15 protein-coding genes are annotated in these 19,708 nt (G+C 39.6%); all 15 read right to left on the bottom strand.

Annotated elements, in window-relative coordinates; genetic code table 11:
- Nucleotides 1–18 precede the first annotated feature (18 nt).
- The 15 genes from ACZQK9_RS01525 to ACZQK9_RS01455 all read right to left on the bottom strand — a co-directional run bounded on the left by ACZQK9_RS01525 (nucleotide 19) and on the right by ACZQK9_RS01455 (nucleotide 19,701).
- Complete coding sequence (locus tag ACZQK9_RS01525) at nucleotides 19–5,454, bottom strand: DUF4132 domain-containing protein (protein WP_483269392.1); 5,436 nt, start codon at nucleotides 5,452–5,454, stop codon at nucleotides 19–21.
- Nucleotides 5,455–5,516: 62 nt separating this feature from the next.
- Complete coding sequence (locus ACZQK9_RS01520; protein WP_483269391.1) at nucleotides 5,517–5,930, bottom strand: hypothetical protein; 414 nt, start codon at nucleotides 5,928–5,930, stop codon at nucleotides 5,517–5,519.
- A 17-nt stretch (nucleotides 5,931–5,947) separates the two neighbouring features.
- Nucleotides 5,948–6,340: a pyridoxamine 5'-phosphate oxidase family protein gene (locus ACZQK9_RS01515; RefSeq protein ID WP_118545055.1), complete on the bottom strand. Its 393-nt coding sequence runs from the start codon at nucleotides 6,338–6,340 to the stop codon at nucleotides 5,948–5,950.
- Nucleotides 6,276–7,025: a CpXC domain-containing protein gene (locus ACZQK9_RS01510; RefSeq protein WP_216506812.1), complete on the bottom strand. Its 750-nt coding sequence runs from the start codon at nucleotides 7,023–7,025 to the stop codon at nucleotides 6,276–6,278. The genes ACZQK9_RS01515 and ACZQK9_RS01510 overlap by 65 nt, the downstream gene beginning before the upstream one ends.
- Before the next feature lie 185 nt (nucleotides 7,026–7,210).
- Nucleotides 7,211–7,657, bottom strand: a complete 447-nt coding sequence (locus tag ACZQK9_RS01505; protein ID WP_483269390.1) for a GIY-YIG nuclease family protein — start codon at nucleotides 7,655–7,657, stop codon at nucleotides 7,211–7,213.
- A gap of 3 nt (nucleotides 7,658–7,660) precedes the next feature.
- Entirely contained in the window at nucleotides 7,661–9,403 is a 1,743-nt protein-coding gene (locus ACZQK9_RS01500) for an ATP-binding protein (RefSeq protein ID WP_216506815.1), read from the bottom strand.
- 452 nt (nucleotides 9,404–9,855) lie between these two features.
- Entirely contained in the window at nucleotides 9,856–10,860 is a 1,005-nt protein-coding gene (locus tag ACZQK9_RS01495; RefSeq protein WP_216506818.1) for an HNH endonuclease signature motif containing protein, read from the bottom strand.
- Nucleotides 10,861–11,880: a hypothetical protein gene (locus ACZQK9_RS01490; RefSeq protein WP_216506820.1), complete on the bottom strand. Its 1,020-nt coding sequence runs from the start codon at nucleotides 11,878–11,880 to the stop codon at nucleotides 10,861–10,863.
- A gap of 12 nt (nucleotides 11,881–11,892) precedes the next feature.
- Nucleotides 11,893–12,447, bottom strand: a complete 555-nt coding sequence (locus tag ACZQK9_RS01485) for a hypothetical protein (protein WP_216506822.1) — start codon at nucleotides 12,445–12,447, stop codon at nucleotides 11,893–11,895.
- A gap of 12 nt (nucleotides 12,448–12,459) precedes the next feature.
- Nucleotides 12,460–14,457, bottom strand: coding sequence for an AAA family ATPase (locus tag ACZQK9_RS01480; RefSeq protein ID WP_216506824.1), 1,998 nt, complete (start codon nucleotides 14,455–14,457; stop codon nucleotides 12,460–12,462).
- Nucleotides 14,454–14,621: a hypothetical protein gene (locus tag ACZQK9_RS01475; protein ID WP_216506826.1), complete on the bottom strand. Its 168-nt coding sequence runs from the start codon at nucleotides 14,619–14,621 to the stop codon at nucleotides 14,454–14,456. The genes ACZQK9_RS01480 and ACZQK9_RS01475 overlap by 4 nt, the downstream gene beginning before the upstream one ends.
- Nucleotides 14,599–16,758, bottom strand: a complete 2,160-nt coding sequence (locus ACZQK9_RS01470; protein ID WP_483269389.1) for a DEAD/DEAH box helicase family protein — start codon at nucleotides 16,756–16,758, stop codon at nucleotides 14,599–14,601. The genes ACZQK9_RS01475 and ACZQK9_RS01470 overlap by 23 nt, the downstream gene beginning before the upstream one ends.
- Nucleotides 16,759–16,786: 28 nt before the next feature.
- Complete coding sequence (locus ACZQK9_RS01465) at nucleotides 16,787–16,975, bottom strand: putative Se/S carrier protein (protein ID WP_216506828.1); 189 nt, start codon at nucleotides 16,973–16,975, stop codon at nucleotides 16,787–16,789.
- Nucleotides 16,976–18,103: an aminotransferase class V-fold PLP-dependent enzyme gene (locus ACZQK9_RS01460; protein WP_483269388.1), complete on the bottom strand. Its 1,128-nt coding sequence runs from the start codon at nucleotides 18,101–18,103 to the stop codon at nucleotides 16,976–16,978. It lies immediately after the preceding gene.
- Entirely contained in the window at nucleotides 18,100–19,701 is a 1,602-nt protein-coding gene (locus ACZQK9_RS01455; RefSeq protein WP_216506830.1) for a phosphoadenosine phosphosulfate reductase domain-containing protein, read from the bottom strand. The genes ACZQK9_RS01460 and ACZQK9_RS01455 overlap by 4 nt, the downstream gene beginning before the upstream one ends.
- Nucleotides 19,702–19,708 lie beyond the last annotated feature (7 nt).

The raw sequence follows: 19,708 nt of genomic DNA, 5'->3' as shown, positions 1-19,708 counted from the left end.
ACCCAATATTTTTTACCATTATTGCCGGATCTGTTCGAGTATAAATGGATCCTTGATCTTCTTATCTTCGGCAAAGAATAATATCTTTGTCAGCACTTCCGATGTCTTCGGATCATCGTCCACAAATGGCAGGAATATCCGTCCGCGCCGCTGCGAATGCACCGGAAGTACATTGATCATAGGTCCCGCCTCCTGATGGACTACGCCACTGCCAAGATGCACGGTATAGTTCGCACGTGCGCCGTGAATCACCGCATGATTCTTTGTAAATGTCACATTCGTCAGCTTGAAGAGCGGCATCGTGAATTCCGCGATTGCCTTCCGCATCTCCACGGTCGAATGCGATGTCTCCAGATCTACGCCTCCTGCATGTGCCACGCTCACTGCCAGATCCACGTCGCGCATAACTTCCGAGAATATGATATCCGGAATCTCACGAATCTTTAGATCCTTTCCTGTCTTTCGATCAGTGAACACAACCCATTCCAGTGTTGGGGATTCGATATCTGCCGGCGAGAACCAGTCCGCCAGTGCATAGATTCTCGCTACGATATTTTCCTTGTAATATACCTTCTGCAAGCCTTCCTCGATGTCGGCAACCCAGTGTCTTGTTCTCAGGCACGCAACCGTCTTCTTCGGCTGGATCTGATTGCCCGCATAACGCAAGGAACGCTCCATGTTAAGCTCTTCTTCCGTCTTCACATACAGCTCGCGGAACACCTGCTTAAACGGCTGGATGATCTGGTTGTCAAACACATATTTCTGAATCGTATGCCACATGCCCTGTGTGTACATCTGGAATGGATGCGCCACAGTCAGTAATGTATCGTCGGATGGCTCAATATGATGCAAACTGTTACACGGTTCATCTCCTGAATCTGCCAATGTCTCCACGGATTCATCTGTATATGCTGCATGATTTGCAAATACATCTATGCCTTTCGCTGTGACAAATCCAAATACAGCCTGTTCCTCCTGCGTATGATCTGACACACCGCCACCATCCATCACACGGAACACAAGTGCCGCCACCAGATCGTGAATCACAGGATTTTCAAGCATGCCCTGAATCTCCGCATACGTGTATGTCTCCTGACTCTCCATCGCATCTTCTAACATCGCCTTCGTGCGGCTTGCCTGCTCTGCCATCTGCTTTTTTGCCTCAGTGATCGCCACAATATATTCATCCTTCTTAAGCTTCGCCGGAACAGACTTCAGCTGCTTGCCATTTTTCTCCACAAGCAGGGCACATTTGCCGCCATCTTCCATCTCAAGCCATACGGATACTTCTCCGACTTCATGCGGCTTGAAATAGTCTGCCATGCCCTGTGCCACCAGACTCTCCATCCGTAGGATCAGTCTCGTCACATCCTGATAGCCTGCATTGATTGCCATATTCTGTAATGCAATCTGCACCGCAGCCGCCTCGCTGGCTCTCCGCTGGGCACCAAACTGTTTGCTCTCCTTCTTGAACTTCTGCAGGAACATATACCGTTCTTTGATCTGCGTCTCATCTGCAATCGGCAGAATTCCGACTGCCATCAGCAGGTCTTTATTCCGCTTTGCCTCGATCTCACGCATCAGCTCTGTCTCATTATATTTGCCGAGTGCCGCATCCGCGTATTTTCTCGCTCTTGCATGTTTGGCACCATCAGAAATATACTTCGCCGCCTTGTATATGAGCGTAAAATGCTTCTCTCCAAGCTTCTCGTAGACCTCCGTAAACCACGCCCGGTCAAATGCACCATCATTTAATTCCTCAACCGAAAGCGGCGTATAGCGCGCGATCATCGCCGTCCGCTTGTTGTCAAACGACTCATTCATATGTGCCATAAAATAATAACATCCGGCTGTAAATCCATCCCAGCCAAGATAATCACCCACAATATCAATCCACTCCGGTGAATACATTGCCGCCTCAACTAAACGTGCCTCACTGATATCCGTCCCTTTCAGATGTGCGCCAAGCGTCTGCGCACTGTCATTGACATCCGGCAGACACGCCTGCAACAGATGCGACAGGCTGTTCTTCTTGCTCACACTTCGTCTGACACTGGAGCTGTAACTGCTGTTAAAATACGTCGACCGTTCCAGCGTCTCCTTGCCGAGCGCCGACAGAATCCGCACAAAATACGCCGCGCCATAGATTCTCGTCAGCCCATATACATACTGGGAAAATGCGGTCTCGGTATCGCCACGTGTAAGCTCCGCCTCCATGACAAGCCCAGCCATCGCCTGATACAGTTCTTTCGCAGTATCCACGCTCGCCTGATCCGCCTCAGATAACACCTTCGCCGGGTTATGCAGCAGCATTTTCCGCACATACTCCAGCCGATTACCTGCTGTCCAGCTCCACTCATAGCCTCTTGTCTGCACCTGTCTGTCCCGCTCGGTCATATACCGCACAATGTCAGACAAACACTTCAGGTTTACATCCATCCGGCTGCCCTCAAACGCCATCTTATACAGGCAGTCCCGGCTGATCAGCCCCTTCGTATATGCCGCAATGTACGTCGAAAGCTCCGGCACGTGCATGATCTTACCGACATTTACCCAGTAATAGCCATTTCCATCGTTCGCAACATCATGCGGGATCTTGAAATTAAAGCACTTCGCAAGTGCATAATTATATGGGAAGAGATGCAGAAACTCCGTATCATTTTCTGTCGCCTGTGCCGAATCTGCCTCCACATCATTTGCACTTCCATATTCCGCGTAGCCCGGTGCAATATACGCTGTGATAACCATGATCTGTTCCTGCGTAAGCACACTTCTATAACAGATGATTTCCTTCTTAGACGCTGGATTTACCGTCTTCTTCTCCTGCACAAGCGCATCCTTGCGCGAGAGCAGATAATCCGCAGCGACGACAGCCAGCTTCCTTCTGTCACTTTCCGGTACGTGTTTGTTATAGAGATCGCGCAGAATCGTCTGCATCTGTGACATATAGCCATAGGTCGGAAGCTCCTCGTTATACCGGCTTCCATACAGATCATCCACAAAGCTCTCGCAATATTGCTTAAAATACGCTTTATCGGAATTATAGCCATTCACATAAATATAGATCTGCATGCACGCTTCCGGCGTCTGTATCTCTTTCCTGTAGAAATCCTCCCAGAGCTCTGGAAATGGTATGTCCCCACTCCAATATCCGAACCGTTCTCCAAGCATACGTACTTCGCCGTTTTCACTCTCATATTCATCGTTCTTATGTGCATCAAACAGTACGTCCAGTTCCCGAAGCACATGATGGATGTCGAACGTATCCGGTTCTATCTTCTTCCCGGAAGTAAATTTTGCCTTGAGCTTCGCAAATACACCGGCACTCTTCCCGGCATTTCCTGTCGCAATCCCGCTCTCCGGGAAATAACGCCGGTATACAGCCTTGCATACTTCCAGATACGAAGAATCGAATACCGGTTCATACTCCGCATTTACATCATAAAGCCCGTATCCTTCTTCCGCATCCGCCTGTTCCGCATGTGTATTCCGGATCTCCCGGATCAGGATCTGCTCCTTCGTCGATATATTCGCTACTGTCTGCGCCATATAGTCAATCTGTGCCACACATTTTTCAAATGTTCGCTGTCTGTTCTCGTCCTTCTTCAACTGGAGCAGCAGATCCAAACCTGCCGTGCGCTTCTCTTCCTTCGCATCCGTAAGCAGTCTGCCGATCAGACCATCCAGCTTCTCCTCATCCATCTGATAGAGTATAGAAAGCACCGTCTCTCGGATGTCGGATTTCTTATATTTGAGCATGTTCTCAAGCTGCGTATAGTTCTCCGGCGCCAGCTTCATCTTCTTCACAAGCTTCGCTGCTTCCTGTCTCGTGCATGTCTCCTTGTCTGCTACCGCATCCACGAGAATCTCACGCTGGCGGGCATTTGCAGGCTCCCGGATCAAAAATAGCATCAGCGTATCCCTGCCGTACCGCGATACATCGATATCGCCCAGCATCTCCGCAATCTCTGTAATCTTAGCCTCATCCCGAAGTGCGCTGGCACACACAGCAAGTCGAAAAATCAAGTCGGATCTGTCCAGATATGCAACATTCCAAGGGAATACGCACGGGTTGATTTCCAGCCGCTTGCCAGGTATCTGACGCAGAATCTCCATTAAGCAATCATAAACCGCCAGACACTCTTCCCGGTTGTCAAAATATTTCCCAACATCCGCATAATTCATCTTCTGCAGTGTTCCGTTATAACGTCTGCCTTTCTCATAGACAAGATTAAGTATATACGACTGGAGATCCGGCATGAGACATGGCATGATCACCGCGATCGTGTCAAGCTCATCCGAAAACTGCTTCACGAATTCCTTTGCAATGCCATGTACATACACCCTGCCTAGGTGCATCGCCTCCATATACATGCCGAACACCATGCGCTGGTGTCGCGTCCCGGATAACGCAATCTCACCCATGCGCTCACATGCATCGTCCACATCATAAAATCCATAGCACCAGAGTGCCAGATAGATTTCCATCGCATCTTCGCTTCTAAGTGCCTGTGCTCTGACATTCTCATCCTGCAAATAGGTATCGATGATATATAGCTGCTTCTCCTGAATCCGGTCGATCTTGCTCTCCTCATTTGCAATGAGTCCGGTCCATGTGGCAACCGCCCTAAGCACGGACGCATACCGGAGCATATCATTGTCCTTCACAACGCGGAATAACGTCTGAAAAGCTTCCGCGGTTCCGTAATCCATATTCTCGCAGATTGCCTGACGCAATCCTTCCTGCAGACGCGCAGCCAAAAGCAGCTTGCCCAGTGCCTCGTGCAGCCGGGTATTTCCGCTCATGCAGATGCCACGGATGATCTCCACGGACAGCTTCGTCTGCACACTCTCGCCAAATAAGATATCCATGATGATTGCTTCTAACTTCTCATTTCCGCGATCTAACTCCGCCTGAATCCAGTATTCCGACACAGACTGACGTCCATTTGTACTCTGATCCCGATAATAGCACAGCACATCCTGCGGCAGCTGCTCCGTATAAACCGACACGAGATCGGTTCCGTAAATTCCCATGTCATGGTACGTGTTCATGATGTAGAAATAACGCCCCATAAATGCCCGGTAGTGCTTGATTCGCACCGTTCTTCTGTAATAAGACTCGCTCGCCTGCCATTTCGTAATGCTATCGATCGTACAGCAGAAATCCTCGACCAGATGCTCCGGTATCCATCCCGGCATCTGCTTTAATTCCTTCCGGAAGAATTCCGATGGCAAGCTGCCCGATTTCGCCAAATGCTTATCCAGCCGCTTTCCGACTTCCGTCAGCTGCGTCACGCCGTTATATTTGCTGCATTCTGCAAGCAGCGCCTGAATCTCCGCGCTGTAAGACGCTTTCAAAGCCATGTCTGCCTCATTGCGCGCAAGCTTAAAGTCATTCGCGATTTTCGCCTGCACTTCCAACTCCTGCTTCGTCTTCTTGTCTTCTGCCATATGTAACCCCTTTCAACATATACGCTTGTGGTAAGACTCTGTTCACCCAATCCTGTAATTCCCTACCACATCCTGCCCGCCAACATCGTCAGACGGATAAATGTAACCGTATCGCCCTCTTGTAACTCCAGCTTCTCATCTAATTCCGTAAGTTCCGTGTCCCCTAAGAATACCCGGAACAAGCCATCCTGAAACCCAAACATCGCCGTCTCTATGGACTTCCCAACATCCGGCGCCTTCTCACCATACACGATGCCGAAAGCAATCTTCCCAATCTGCGCCATATCGTCGATCTGCGCATTGGAAAGCACTGCTTCGCCCCGGTTCATCGCCTCGATATATCTGCTCACACAAAGTTTCACCGTCTCTGCAATCAGCTCCCGCAGGCTGCCCGGTGCCGCCGCATAGGTAAATGGCACCTGATTCACCGTATTCCTGCGCTTGCCAAGCTGTTTCATATTCATGTATAAAACCATGTACTACCCCTACTCTACTAAAACTTCACAACCTTCGGTTCCTGTGTAAATGAAGAAAATGTAGCTGTCGCATTCTTGAAATAAAATACTTCTGTGTTGCCATCATCCGCAGAGTACATCTTCTGCAGGGATGGATATGCGTCGAGCATCGACTGTCTCGCCTCTCTGCGGTCATCCTCAACAAGTTCGCCTGCGACACGCAGCCACTCGCCATCCTTAAATGCGCAGATCTCTACCTTCGGATTCGCATGAATCTGCTTCGAAACTGCCTTCGACTTGCCTGTCTGGATATAGAGCTTTCCTTCAAAAATATGAGCCGTGCCAAATGGTCGTACTCTCGGCTGGTCACCCTCGACCGTTGCCAGATAATATGTATCTGCTTCCTTCAAAAATTTTGCTACCTGTTCCATGTGGTTGTCCTCCTGTAATTATGTCATTTGATTTATTCTTCAGGCATTCAACTGCCCAATTCATATCAACGATATAATCCCGCTTGCCATCGCCCTTGAAATCAATGTACTCGGTCTTGACTGCATCATACACCTTCTGGGAAAATGGGCTGTTGCCCAATACGCCATTCTTCAACCGGATCACAAATCGTTCCGGCTTTCCCTTGGTGATCTCTAAGAATATATCTCCAACCTCCAGATCCGGATTCGTCTGCGACAAATGCGCCACAGTCATAACCTTCATGATCTCAACGATGCGGTCATCGAGTCCCATGTCGAAGATATACGCTTTCTCCCGGAGCTGATTCTGAGAATGAACCACTCGTAATGTATAGTCCGTACTCTCCATGCCCGGAAGCATGTCACCATTCTCCATCTTGGCAAATGTATCTAAAATCTCCTTCTCATCTTCCTTCGAGATTGCATAATAAACCATCAGCTGCTTCTCCATCTGGTGATACAAAAGTCCGTAATTAATATAATGGACTTTCTTGCATTTCGGGCAGGTATACGCGAATAATTTGCCAGACAAAAGATCCTCCTTCGCCTGTGGATTTAATTTCGTATTGATACTCTGCCATATTGTAAATTCGCCTTCTGTGCCGCAATCCGGGCATTTGATTATCTGTGTGTTTTTTAGGGACATGGGGTTCTCCTTTGGTTTTTATTTTTGTTATGTGTGTTTGGATAAACGATACCATACATGAATATTTTTATTAATAGGTCTTTGTATACTTAACAGGTGCATCCCCTCATAAATAAAAGTAAGTGCCCAAAGGACACTTTCTCTTATTTTACTTTAACAGCTACAGCAGCATTTTTTAAAACATATTATTCATTGTACGCTTCATAAAAATCTAATGCTATTTGATCAGCAATTTTCTGGATACAAGCTAGATTTGTATGTGGTCCCGTTTCAACCTTAGAAACTAACGTATATTTTAGTGGTGAATTTATCCTATTTTCAATAAGCTTTTTTTGAACCAAGTATTCTACAGATATACGATATGATGTTTCCTCCGACATATATCTTTTTTCTCTTGGCAGAGGATAAGACAGCAAAATGAAATCATCTATTTGATCTAGATTATATCCCTTATCATATACCCTGTGATATAACGTTCCAGTGCTATGACCAACATGCTGGTTTGCTCTCCCTAGAACTCCATGTATATTATTAGTTTCACCTACATATACAAGTTTCGTTGATTTTGAAAACCATATGTAAATATAAGCTTCCAATCTGCCCTTATAGCCTATATACATACTTTTCCTCATATATTATCCCTCTGTATTTGGAGGTAGCTTACCCTCTTCTTTTCTACATACCTTTGCAAGCTTTTCTGATACAGCAATCCTATATTCATCCATAATTTGTGACACTATTTCTAATTCAGCTCCATGATATTCTTTTCTCACTTGAAGTTCTGCTTTTGCTTCAATATATAATAATATTTCAAACAGAATCTGCAAATCTTTATTTGCACTATTATTCTCATATATCAATTTTGCATAACGATGATTTTTTGAAATACGAACACACTCTTTTTTTTCCGCATCCACATAAGGTTCCCATAATTTATTATCAGTAATTGTAGAAACCTTAAATATTTTATTTAATGCATCAACTGATGAACTCCCTTTCATCGTTTCCGCAATATCTTCTAGTGTGAGATCTTCCTCCTTTGTTTCCACTTTTCCCTCATCACTCATTCTTGAAAGGGTGTCTTCTATTGCTCTCTTATGACTTTCTTGAACTATTGCAGCCTCTCTTCTGTTCTTTTCTATCTCAAATTGTGGAGAATCGTCTTCTATTGAGCTTGTATCCACCGAATCTCCAATTTCAATTGTTATTTCATTTGAAATATCATTGGAGTCTTGCGAAGTAAGTGCCAAGTACTTCTTCCATGCATTCTGCCATGCGGTCTTGCATTTACGTTTATAATCTGCTATATAATCATCTAGTGAATCTCTTGCATCTTCAGACAAATTAATATGTGCCTTTGCAACATCAATATTAAAAGCATCATCAGCATCCGAATGAATATTAATACGTCCTCTAAATGCGTAAAAATCCTGATCTGGTGGGATAATATCTAATCTATTAGCCCAGTTAATCAAACGCCCATTTCGATATACATAGAAACCATAATTATTAGCCGTAATATGATATTTATTTCGTATAGATGCGTCTGAAATACCTTCATTTTTTCTTACTTTTGGGTGAGGCAACATTGTAATTTCAATATCCCCTTCAACATTATCATCCAATTGAATTTTTGTTGGTTTCAAAAGCCATTGAACCGACTTTCCATCCCATATATACTCATCTAAATTGGTATTACCCGCTTCATCAACAAATAATGGGTCAAATGCGGTTATTTCATCATCTCCAATAGAGATATGTAAGTTTTTAGTTAAAAAATAATAATAGATTACACCTATTTTTTCTTTTAATTCATCTATTGTTGATTTAATACTTGGGTGATTATTGTTTCGTATTTTTGAAATTCTTACTATCGTTCCCCTTGTTTTATTTCTAAAATACTTATCTGCCAATTTCTTATCTTCATCCGTTAATTCATCTTCAACACTAAAATACTCTTCTTTTATTTCTTGAAGATCAACATATTCCTTGTGTATTTCTGAACCATTTCCAGAAATAACCTCCAAACGCTCTCCCTGAGCAAAAGATGCAGATTTTAGTCCTAATCCAAATTTTGATAGCGAGTCTTTTGTATAATAATCATTACATGATCCTAAATCTAATGCGTTTTCTATTTCTGATTCTGACATACCTTTTCCATCATCAATAATTATATATTCCTCTACATTATCCTTCTTATTTAAATTAAAGCTTTGATTTTTCTTTTTTATTAAAATTGTCACATTATTTGCTTCGGCTGTAACAGCATTATCAATTATATCGCATATCGCGCTAGCGGGTGTATATCCTATACGGCTTATGCCAAACAGTACTCTTGCAGCATTCATTTTTCTTGGTTTCGTTTTTCTTTCTACCATTACGTTTCCTTTCTGTATACATCTCTATTATATTTGTAAAACATCATAACCTTCTAACTATATTCTTATTATATATCGTCAGAATCACATTTTCCACATACATAAGCAATTAAAACTTATCATACTAATTGAGATAAGTTATATTAAAAACATCATTGATATTTTCATATATTTCTTCAGCCTTTTTTAGCTTATCAAGATTTTCAAAAAACTCCTAAACAATTATATTTTTGAAGCTTTACAATCTACATATCCAAATATGACGTTTCCTGTTTTAAACATCTTATCCAGTCTGACTTCATACGGATACCTTCATAGTTTCTAATACGTCCAATATAGATTTTTGGGGGGTAAGATTTCTTCTCTGCTTTTCAAAAACCACGTATACTCTACTACAAGAATTACAACTTCTTTCCTAACCAACTTTCACTACTTACTACTTTCTGTCATACTTAAACTAATGTCTTCCTACTTTTCGGCTGCCATATTTTATCATAGCCATTTATTTTAGCCCAATTATAAATATAGCTTACCATTCGCCCCTGATAGTTTTTCATTTCAGATCTGTGTTCTTCTATTAAGATGTGCTGATTTCTCCGAATAAGAGTTGAAAGATAATCAACCGCAGGAAGCTTATCATTTTTCTTTCTATTGCACGTCGGGCACGCCAATACAAGATTCCAAAGATTATCATCCTTAATAAAAGACCATGGTATAAAATGATCCACATCTATTTTGTCAGGACTTAATGTTTTACCACAATAAAAACAATTCTTAATTCCAAATTCTTCATATAGAATCTGTCTATACATTGCCAAATTATTTCTCTTTGAGCTTTCATCTATTTTGTCCAATACCTTAACGGCAACTGTTTCCTCATTTACCCTTTCCAAGAAGCGAGCCCATTCATAGTAATTGAGTTTCTCAATAACTATCTTGTGCTTACACACAAACTCATACATAACAGGATTAATCTGAATCCATTCTTCTTTTTTTGAAAATGAATAAAATAATCTATTTGTATCTTCGAAAAGAGCTCCCACCACATATTTTTTACATTTCACTTTTACTTGATGCGATATGTCTAACATCATCTCTGCCGTTAAACTCTCGTATGGTAGTGGCTCCAGAATTTTATATTTCTTTACCGCCGAATGAAGTACTTGCTCCAGATAGGTCTCTCTATTATCATTTGTTACAGCTTTTTGACGCAGCCCATGCTTGAGAATAAGATTCCAGTATATTTCACCAAACTTACTAAACAACTGATCAAATGATAATTTCAAATCGGCATCAACATTATATAAGTTATCAATGATTGATTTGAGAAATCCAAATTTATAGCTTGTATCATTTCTTGATTTCGAAGAGAAAACGCATGCAAAAGCAGACCACAGCTCGTCGTCTGAGGCATTTCTTGTTTCGTATATTCCTTCCTTCAAATCAAATCCAGCCATCTATATTCCTTTTCTCTTCTTTAATAATTTAATCATCTCTTCAGGATCATCCAATAACGCTTCTACCTCTGTATCAATCTCATCATTAAAACTCGCATTTTCCAACTCTGTTTGAACGGCAAGTCTGTCATTTTCAGTCTCTGCTTCTTCAGCCCGACGCATCATTTCGTCAGCCTCAAACAACATTTCATATGTGTTTACTCTATTCGATTTAATAAATGATAAACTGTCCTCTACTTCTTCTAATAAAGTGGTAAATGATGCTACCGGATCCGCCTCAAACATTTGACGATATCTCTCTTTTTCTCGTATCATATCAATTCCAAGTTCTCTGCCAAGATCATCAATTTCTTCTAAATAAGCAAACTGCAATCCTCTCCTTTTAATTATCAACATCTCATAATCATCATCTTTAGAATTACTACAGATAATAACTCGACGAAAATAATTATAGAAATCCATAAACTCATTCGAGTTTCCCAAGAAAGAGAGTTCGTCTTGAATCTGCTCAAATTCCATTTGAGTCATAATTGGTCTTGATAACGTGCAATCTCTCTTTCCTGACTTGTCAAACACTTTACAGCCAAACAAGACACTTTCATCTGTCACAAAGAAAAATATATTAAAGCCATCTAGTGCCTTATCAATAATCTTTTCAAAGGAAACACATGCTTTGAGCGCATTATCACCATCACAACAAATTCTTGCCGCTATAACCCTGCAAGCCATGCTTCCTTTGTTAAGATTCATATAGAAATCTGAATACACACAAACTTTATCAATACTTTCTATAAATTGAATCTCGGCTGGTGAATACACTTCATTAGGATTCCCGTGAACATAAACCAACTTTTCCATGTTACACAATAACTTGGGACTTTTTTCAGAAATCAAACCTGCTGCTAACAAGGCATCCGTAATATCACTTTCTGTGCATCCTTCGGCTACAAGGTTTACTGGTTCTATGCGTTCTTCGTAGCCATCATATGACTCCTCATAATCATCACCATAGTAACCCATAATCTCTCATCCTTATTTATTTAATATCTTATCAATGCCGGCCTTTAACGCGTCACCATCTTGTTCTTCGTTAAACTTCTTTGTAAACTGATACATCTTAAGAAGATATTGATCTCGATCAATACATTCATTTACAAATTGCTCGTGCAGTACTTCAACGCCGCCAAGAAAATACGCATTGAAAATACGCATATTTTCTGCGATCATAGCCTTATCTTCATCTGTTTTCTCGGAAAAATTGAAGGCTCTATAAATACGTTTTTCCTCATCAGGTTCAGACTCTTCATCAACCAACATTAAAATCTGATATACATATTTCAGTTCCTGTCCTCTTTTGATTATCTGCTCTGCCAAAATGCCCACATCACCATCAGTAGCGCTCCCCATTTTACCTTTACGGCTGTATTGATACCCAATGAGCGGGCATAATATATATGCATCAATATACGCCTTAAAAATCTTAAAATTATTATGCTGATCCTTATCTGCAACATTTCCACGCAACTCACACAAATCCTTAAGATAGTTGGCATGGATTCCTGTGATATCAAAATTTGTATTAAACATTTCTCATTCCTCCTATCTGATATGTGTAGCGGTATCAATTTCTTTGCCATCAGCATTTTTGTCTTTGGTAATTGTATAGCTCTGACCAACAAACTGACCAAGATTAATTGAAGCGTACTCCCAGTCTTTTTGCATTACAGCCATGATAACCTGATTCGCAGTTTTCGGAAGAATCTTACATATGTTATCAATATGAATTTCATCCACATTTGAGAACGGTGCATCCATCACTAAAGGATATACCTGACCTAATTGCATTTCCTCATCATCTAGGATTCTATCTTTTGCCATTGAAACAAGACTGGCTATGAATGCAAAACTCTTAACGGCTTTTAAACCATCCGATTCTTCTGTGGTTACATCCGCATATCTTACGCGATATTTATCATCGATAGAAATAGACCGCTCCCCGTGATACATCTTTGCAAAATTTTCATTAACTCTCTGCTGTAATTCCGTTCTGACCTTCATCTCTTTTTCCTGATATGTCTCTGTCAGCCAATCTTGAACAAGTGTTGCATATGTAATATATCTAACAAGATGACGATTCTTTGTACTGCTCTTTGCATATTTTGCAATTGCATCTTCGCAATTTCTTATGTCGCTCTCACAACCGCCAATATTTCTAACTGCCTGATCATAATCCGATTTAGCCTCTAGATACTTAGTACGCGCATCTTTTCTCTTACCTTCTATTGCCTTAGCGTCTGTATCATCAATTATAAGTTTTGACTGTTCTTCTGCCTCATCTTGGAGCTCACCTATTCTTCTTTGAATGCTACGAATTTCCTTATATTTTTCATCTAACTCATCAAAGAAAGATTCGCTACCAGATAAATAGCCTTCCGCTTTATTCTTATAATTCATCACAACAGCGCCAATTGTTTCCGGAGGAAGTTTCCTACGCTCTTGCATTACAAACCCATATGGTTGACTTCCTGGATCCAAATGTGTTCCACAAATACACGTTCCTCTTTTTATCAAATAATCAATAGAGTCTTGATTCATCCCTGGAACACATTCAACCTGATCATTTATATTCTGCAATATTTCCAAGGATTTTTTAATCGCCGGCATTCCAAAGAATGCATACGGTCTTCTATTAAACAGATCCACATATAATCTTATATCATTTTCTAAACGCGCTTCCTCTTTTGTTATAGCCTTAGCTATTCTATCTCGCTCAGCATTAGCCTTCTTTACCTGTTCCACATTACTCTTAGATAGTTCAATATTAAATTCATTTTCCTTCTGCTGATAATATTCCATTTCTGCCTCAGCATTATCACGTGCTTCAATATACTGCTGAAGTTTCTTCTTTGCTGTCTCTAAACTTGCCTGTGCTGCCTGCGCTTTAGAATCACCTGATGTATCAATATTGCTTGAAAACTTCTTTAAAGCCTCCTTAATATGATCACGAGCATTTTCCAAAACATCCAGTCTCATCAATCCACGTACTGCTTTTGATAAATCTGTTCTATTTGCAATTCCTGAAATGCGCTCTCCTCCAAAGAAGAAATAATCTGATAAATCCCGCGGAAGAATTCTATCAATGGATTCTGATATATTTTCTCTTCTAATTGCAGTCTTCGTCTGTCCATCTGCCTGGAGATATGTCAAAGATAAATCTTCCTCTGGTTTTTTATTTAATCCAATAACTAACTTTCCTTCCGATTTCGTTCTCTCATTGCACATATATGTAAGCTTACGCTTTAAGGTGTACTTCTTCTGTCCATTTGAATCCTCATGAGAAAATGTTACAGCAACCCACACATCTTGTGAATCACCAACATTCATATTGTCTCTCACTTCACTGTTAAGAAGAATCGGATCTTCAAAACCATTTTTACCATATAAACACCACTCAAACGCTCTAATAATTGTTGTTTTTCCAGACGTATTAACACCAATTAATACAGTTACGTTCTTCTTGGAATCTGTAGAGAAAGCTACCTCCTGCAGGTCAATATACTGTCTGAAATTGTACATTTCGAGTTTGTGAATAATCATTTCTTATCTACCTCCTGCATAATCAATCTATAAATCTTATCAATCATAGCTGCCTTAGATTCCTTTTTAACTACGTTATCGGTTTCCACCTCAAGGATTCTCAACTTAATTGTATTAAGTTTTTTTTCGTCGATGTTTTCGTCATTCAAATTCATCACCATCATAGTTTCCCTCCAATTCTTCAATATTAATGGAATATGCACATTCCAAATCATTAATTAATTCATCCGATTCTCGTGAATTTAGAGCCATCTCACCAAACTCCTTTATTCTTAACAGTTCCCTTCTTGCCAGAGCCCTTTCACAATTATAATCTGGACTATATGGATTAACTTCATCTACAGGTCTTGTCAAAGTGACAAAATCATATATTACTGCATATGGCTTATCTTCAGCCAGTCGCAATACACGTCCCCTACGCTGTATATACTCCTTTGGATTTGTTGTACTCGCTAAAATGAAAGCTGTTTTAATACTTGGAATATTTACGCCTTCATCCAAACATTTGATAGCAACAATAGCTTGATAAGGATCTGCTTTTGAAAATCTGCTTTTAATCATTTCTCTTTCCTCTGCAGATTCATTTGCCGTAAAATGAGTAACTTTCATTCCAAATTCATTTCCAAGTATCTTTGAAACTGCAACTATTTGACGTTCTCCTTCCTCATCCTCCTCCGAACTATCTGCATCAAAAGTTTGTACTCTTGTTGCTCCGCAATATATTAACATATGTGTATCATCTTTATACTTGTCCATTAATTTCCGTAATACATCTAGTTTTGATTTTGCTCCAGCCACAACTCGGGCTCTTTGCAGAAGAAGTCTCTTTCCTTTATCTGTAATATTTAATCGTCCCCTCTTATTCCTATGACATTCTTTCGATACCTGATATGAGATATCCTTATATATCTCCATCTCGTCCTCATCCAAATATACAACTTTCGGATAATAATAATATGGTGTCAGTTTTTTTTCTCTTATTGCTCTGTTAAGATCATATTCAATACATTTCTCACCAAAATAATCTTTTAAAGCTTGTGTGCCTTCCTCATCTCCATATCTATCAAGTGTAGCAGATAATGCAAGTCGATAGGCAATACTTGGATACAAACACTTTTTCAAACTTGGTGATCCAAAATTGTGTGCTTCATCTACCAACAATAACGTATCCGATCCAAGCTGACTTATCAAATCAGAAACAAACTTCGTTGAATATGTAGCGTTCGTGGTAACAAAACAAAATGTATCAATAATTCCCATAGAAAAATCCAAAACATCATTTTCCAAACGTTTCTTCCAGTTTTTCTGCTTTGATGCAGAATAACCAATAGTTGGCGCCATGTTAAATCGCTCTATATCTTCAACCCATTGTTCTACCAAATGCTGATACGGACACACAATTATTATTGCCAGACGTTTCCTCTCTTCAAAAAGTCTCACAACAGCTCCTAATCCAGTATAAGTCTTTCCTGTTCCAGTAGCCATGTCAAAAATCCCTCGATAATCATGACTTTTCCATGATTCTATTGCACCTGTTTGATATTCTCTTAATATAACGTCATCAGGGATGCGAGGTATTCCTTTTTTTATTTGAGAATTATTTACTTCGTCCTCATCAATGTCAAGGTTTAGTTTTTCTTTTCTTCTTACTTTGAATTTTTCCTTGACTACATCAGGGAATTCGATTATTTCCAGATCACTATCTTCATTATTCCAAAGTATATCAAAATCTTTCTGCATTTCATCCGCATATTCTTTTGATTCTTCCCACGAATTGAATACTACAATAGATTCATAGTTATTATGAAACGCATTAATTGTCTCATTCAGCGAACCCGTAAATACAATTTTATTTCCAAACCTATCTGTGACAATTCCGACCTTTTCATGGTACATCCCCATCTCTTTATTCAGAGGAGTAAAAGCAACCTTTATTTCCAGAAATCCTTCCTCTATTAAATACGCGAGCCAATTTAATCTTTCTTCTTGGAAATAATTTTCTGGCTCTCGAAATTCACGCATTAATGCTATGCTAATTATTTTTTTCTTTTCATAACCTTTGTTAATCGCATCTATGTCTTCTTGTGTCAGCAATGGAGATACAATAAACTGTATCCTTCCTCCATTTTTTATCATTCCAGAAATACCTTTTGTCAAATCAATAAGTGCAGCAGATGAAAAAAATCCTACAGCTCTTTGATATAAAACAGCTTGTTTAAGCACTGGTGTATAAAATTCTTTTATAATGTCATTTTTGTATGTTTTATAATGCTTCCGCAACGACAATTCCTTAAAAGACAAACCAACACCTTCTTCCTCAAAAATTGAATTACTCTATAACTTCATACTCCATATCTTCCATAAAATCTTTTGCATTCTGCTTTTCAGTCTCTATGCATACGCCACAATATGCCTTGTCTGTAACTGGCGTTGGAACTACCTTACATTCAATTTTTTCTTTATTCAATATTTCTTCTGCTCTAAAAACATTACTTGTGCTAAAAAAAACAATATACATCTAATCACCTGCATTTCTTAAAATATCCAAGACTGTATCTATCTCCTGCTCAGTATTCATATAGTTCAAACTTATACGCACTGTGCCTGTTGATACTGTATCAATTGCTTCATGCGCTATGATTGCACAATGAATTCCACCTCTAACACAAACCCCATTTTTATCTAATAATGCGACTAACTTGTCAGAAGATATTCCTTTAACATTTATGCTACAGGTCGAAACCCTCGAAAATTCCCTATCATAAACTGTAACAGTATCTATTTTCTTCAATCCATCTAGCAAATATGTTGTCAATCTCTTTTCTGTCAGCCTAATTTCATTAAAATGCTCGTTCAGATAATCAATAGCTGCATGTATACTCCAAATAGCAGGCATGTTTAGGGTTCCTGCTTCATACCCCTCCGGAAATATATCTGGATTTGTATATTCCTCGCCATGAATACCTGTCCCACCTTGTATTAATGGTTCTATGTGTTCATCTAATTCACAACAAAGTCCCCCCACTCCTGGGATAGCCATTAAATCTTTATGCCCTGTAAAAGCCAAAAAATCTATTTTTTGATTTTTCATTGATAATCTGATCTTACCTGCTCCCTGTGATGAATCAACAAATGTAACAATTCCCTTTTCATGAAAATATTCATAAATATCGTCTCTAAAAATTATTCTTCCGGTTAGATTGCTGGCAAGTGTTAACGCCAATAGTCTAGTATTTTCATTCGCATATTTCTGATACAAAACATCTGCAGGCAAGAACAAATCCTCTCTCTGAATAACTGAATATTCAATTATTCCTTTCTCCTTCAATCTTTGTATTGGTCGCAATACTGCATTATGTTCATAACATGAAATAATCACATGATCACCCTGATGAAAAAATCCATTAAAGAAAAGGTTAATTGCCTCTGTCGAATTCTTAGTAAAAACAACCTTATCCGGTTTATTCATCCCAAAGTACTTTCCTACTGAACAACGTGACTTATATAGCATTCTGGATGCTTCAATTCCCAAACCATAGCTACCACGCCCAGGACTGACTCCTATCTCTCTCAGATAAAAATTTGCAGCTTCATATACAGATGCTGGCTTATATTTAGTTGTGGATGCATTATCAAAATATATCATTGAGAACCTTTCTTTGAGGATAAAACATCACACATAATACAACCATTATAAAACTTCGCTATACAGTGTTTACAATGCTGACATTTATTCTCATCTATTGTATATTTACCATGAATAGTATCAATTGCACCATACGGGCACGTTGAATCGCAAGCGGAACATCTAATACAAAACTGATACTTTCGCATCTGACATTTTATTCTGTTAACCAAATTAGTTACATCTATCCTATCTTCTGGGAGAACTTTTATAACTGTTGTTCCATAGGTAATTATCAATTCACAAATTTTTCTATACTCGCCTGATTTATCAACATCAAAAATATGAATGTATGTAGCATCCTTTTTTTCAATAATTTTCAAATCTCCAAGCGGCTTAAATAATTCTATGACATCCTTTTGCAAACGCTTCTCTACAATGACATTTCGTGCTCTATCAGAGAGATTACACGCTGTATCAGCAATGGTGACATTTCTAACCTTTAATCCACTTGCGCCCCTCCGTGTCTTCCATCTGCCTTCTTCGTAATAATCATCTGGATCTGTTTTTCCTGTGCGCTCAGCAAACTCATAAACCATGTCCTTCCAGCGTTTCATATCATCAGGATGATAAATCTCCGTAAGCATCATTGACCAATCTGAGTTATTGGGGCAACACCAACACCCAACTCGCTTGTACCCATATTGATAACAGTCATTAATAAGCAAATTCTTTGCCAAAATATACAGCCAAACATCATAATCTTTCCATTCAATAATTGGCATTGCATTTACTTGAGAAGAAATCTTCGATATTTCCTGGGTCCTATCGTATCCTGCTCTTGCAACGGATTCACTATGTCTGATTCCCAAAAAAGTCAAGCTATTTCCTGGTAGATTTTCATATTCCTTGTTCAAATTACTTGTCTTAAAGATTGTGCAACACCACCTCTCATGCTGACTCGGTGGTCCAAACACCTTACACATCTTAAAAAAGTCATTTTCTGTTTCACTCGGAATCATAGGTACTCTTGGATTCTCTCTTCTAAACTTCTCATTAACATAAATATATGTTTCATGAAACTCCAATGTTGTATCGCCAAACATATGAATCACAGTATTATCTTGTAATGCGTCCATAACAAGTCTACTTACGACAGACGAATCCTTCCCGCCTGAAAAAGAAACAGTTGGTATATAATTATCCATTCTATATTTTTCTAAGGTTTGAACAATATATTGCTCAGCCTCATAAATAATATTATTGAGATACTTCTCATTTGCCCTAACAATTGCCATATACGGACTATAATCACGCTCAACTTCTATATTGCTCCGTAATTCTGTTGCAATTGCCAAATGTTTTTTCTGCTTATACCACTCTCTGTAGGGTACCCTCACTATTTTCTCATCTATCAGATATTTGCTTGCTCCCAGATACCAGATAACACCTTCTCCCAAATTACAGTCCATGATCTTTTCCAGTAATTTTTTCTCCTGTTTAAATACCGGATTACATATTGAACTTTCAGATATCTTTGTGATTTTTCCATCACAAGAGCAACTATGCAAATATTTATCAAAAATTGGTGTTTTACAATTCTTACACCAGTAAATCATAGACTGT

It is taken from the genome of Wujia sp., from assembly GCF_056872695.1.
Note: the sequence above shows the minus strand (reverse complement) of the source record. Positions and strands in the feature narration are given on the sequence as shown.

Excerpts from the sequence above, each read along its gene's own strand:
- ACZQK9_RS01500 (WP_216506815.1), bottom strand. The coding sequence starts at position 9,403 with ATGGTAGAAAGAAAAACGAAACCAAGAAAAATGAATGCTGCAAGAGTA.
- ACZQK9_RS01515 (WP_118545055.1), bottom strand. The coding sequence starts at position 6,340 with ATGGAACAGGTAGCAAAATTTTTGAAGGAAGCAGATACATATTATCTG.
- ACZQK9_RS01485 (WP_216506822.1), bottom strand. The coding sequence starts at position 12,447 with ATGTTTAATACAAATTTTGATATCACAGGAATCCATGCCAACTATCTT.
- ACZQK9_RS01505 (WP_483269390.1), bottom strand. The coding sequence starts at position 7,657 with ATGAGGAAAAGTATGTATATAGGCTATAAGGGCAGATTGGAAGCTTAT.
- ACZQK9_RS01490 (WP_216506820.1), bottom strand. The coding sequence starts at position 11,880 with ATGGGTTACTATGGTGATGATTATGAGGAGTCATATGATGGCTACGAA.
- ACZQK9_RS01525 (WP_483269392.1), bottom strand. The coding sequence starts at position 5,454 with ATGGCAGAAGACAAGAAGACGAAGCAGGAGTTGGAAGTGCAGGCGAAA.
- ACZQK9_RS01520 (WP_483269391.1), bottom strand. The coding sequence starts at position 5,930 with ATGGTTTTATACATGAATATGAAACAGCTTGGCAAGCGCAGGAATACG.
- ACZQK9_RS01480 (WP_216506824.1), bottom strand. The coding sequence starts at position 14,457 with ATGATTATTCACAAACTCGAAATGTACAATTTCAGACAGTATATTGAC.
- ACZQK9_RS01475 (WP_216506826.1), bottom strand. The coding sequence starts at position 14,621 with ATGATGGTGATGAATTTGAATGACGAAAACATCGACGAAAAAAAACTT.
- ACZQK9_RS01495 (WP_216506818.1), bottom strand. The coding sequence starts at position 10,860 with ATGGCTGGATTTGATTTGAAGGAAGGAATATACGAAACAAGAAATGCC.
- ACZQK9_RS01510 (WP_216506812.1), bottom strand. The coding sequence starts at position 7,025 with ATGTCCCTAAAAAACACACAGATAATCAAATGCCCGGATTGCGGCACA.
- ACZQK9_RS01465 (WP_216506828.1), bottom strand. The coding sequence starts at position 16,975 with ATGTATATTGTTTTTTTTAGCACAAGTAATGTTTTTAGAGCAGAAGAA.
- ACZQK9_RS01460 (WP_483269388.1), bottom strand. The coding sequence starts at position 18,103 with ATGATATATTTTGATAATGCATCCACAACTAAATATAAGCCAGCATCT.
- ACZQK9_RS01455 (WP_216506830.1), bottom strand. The coding sequence starts at position 19,701 with ATGATTTACTGGTGTAAGAATTGTAAAACACCAATTTTTGATAAATAT.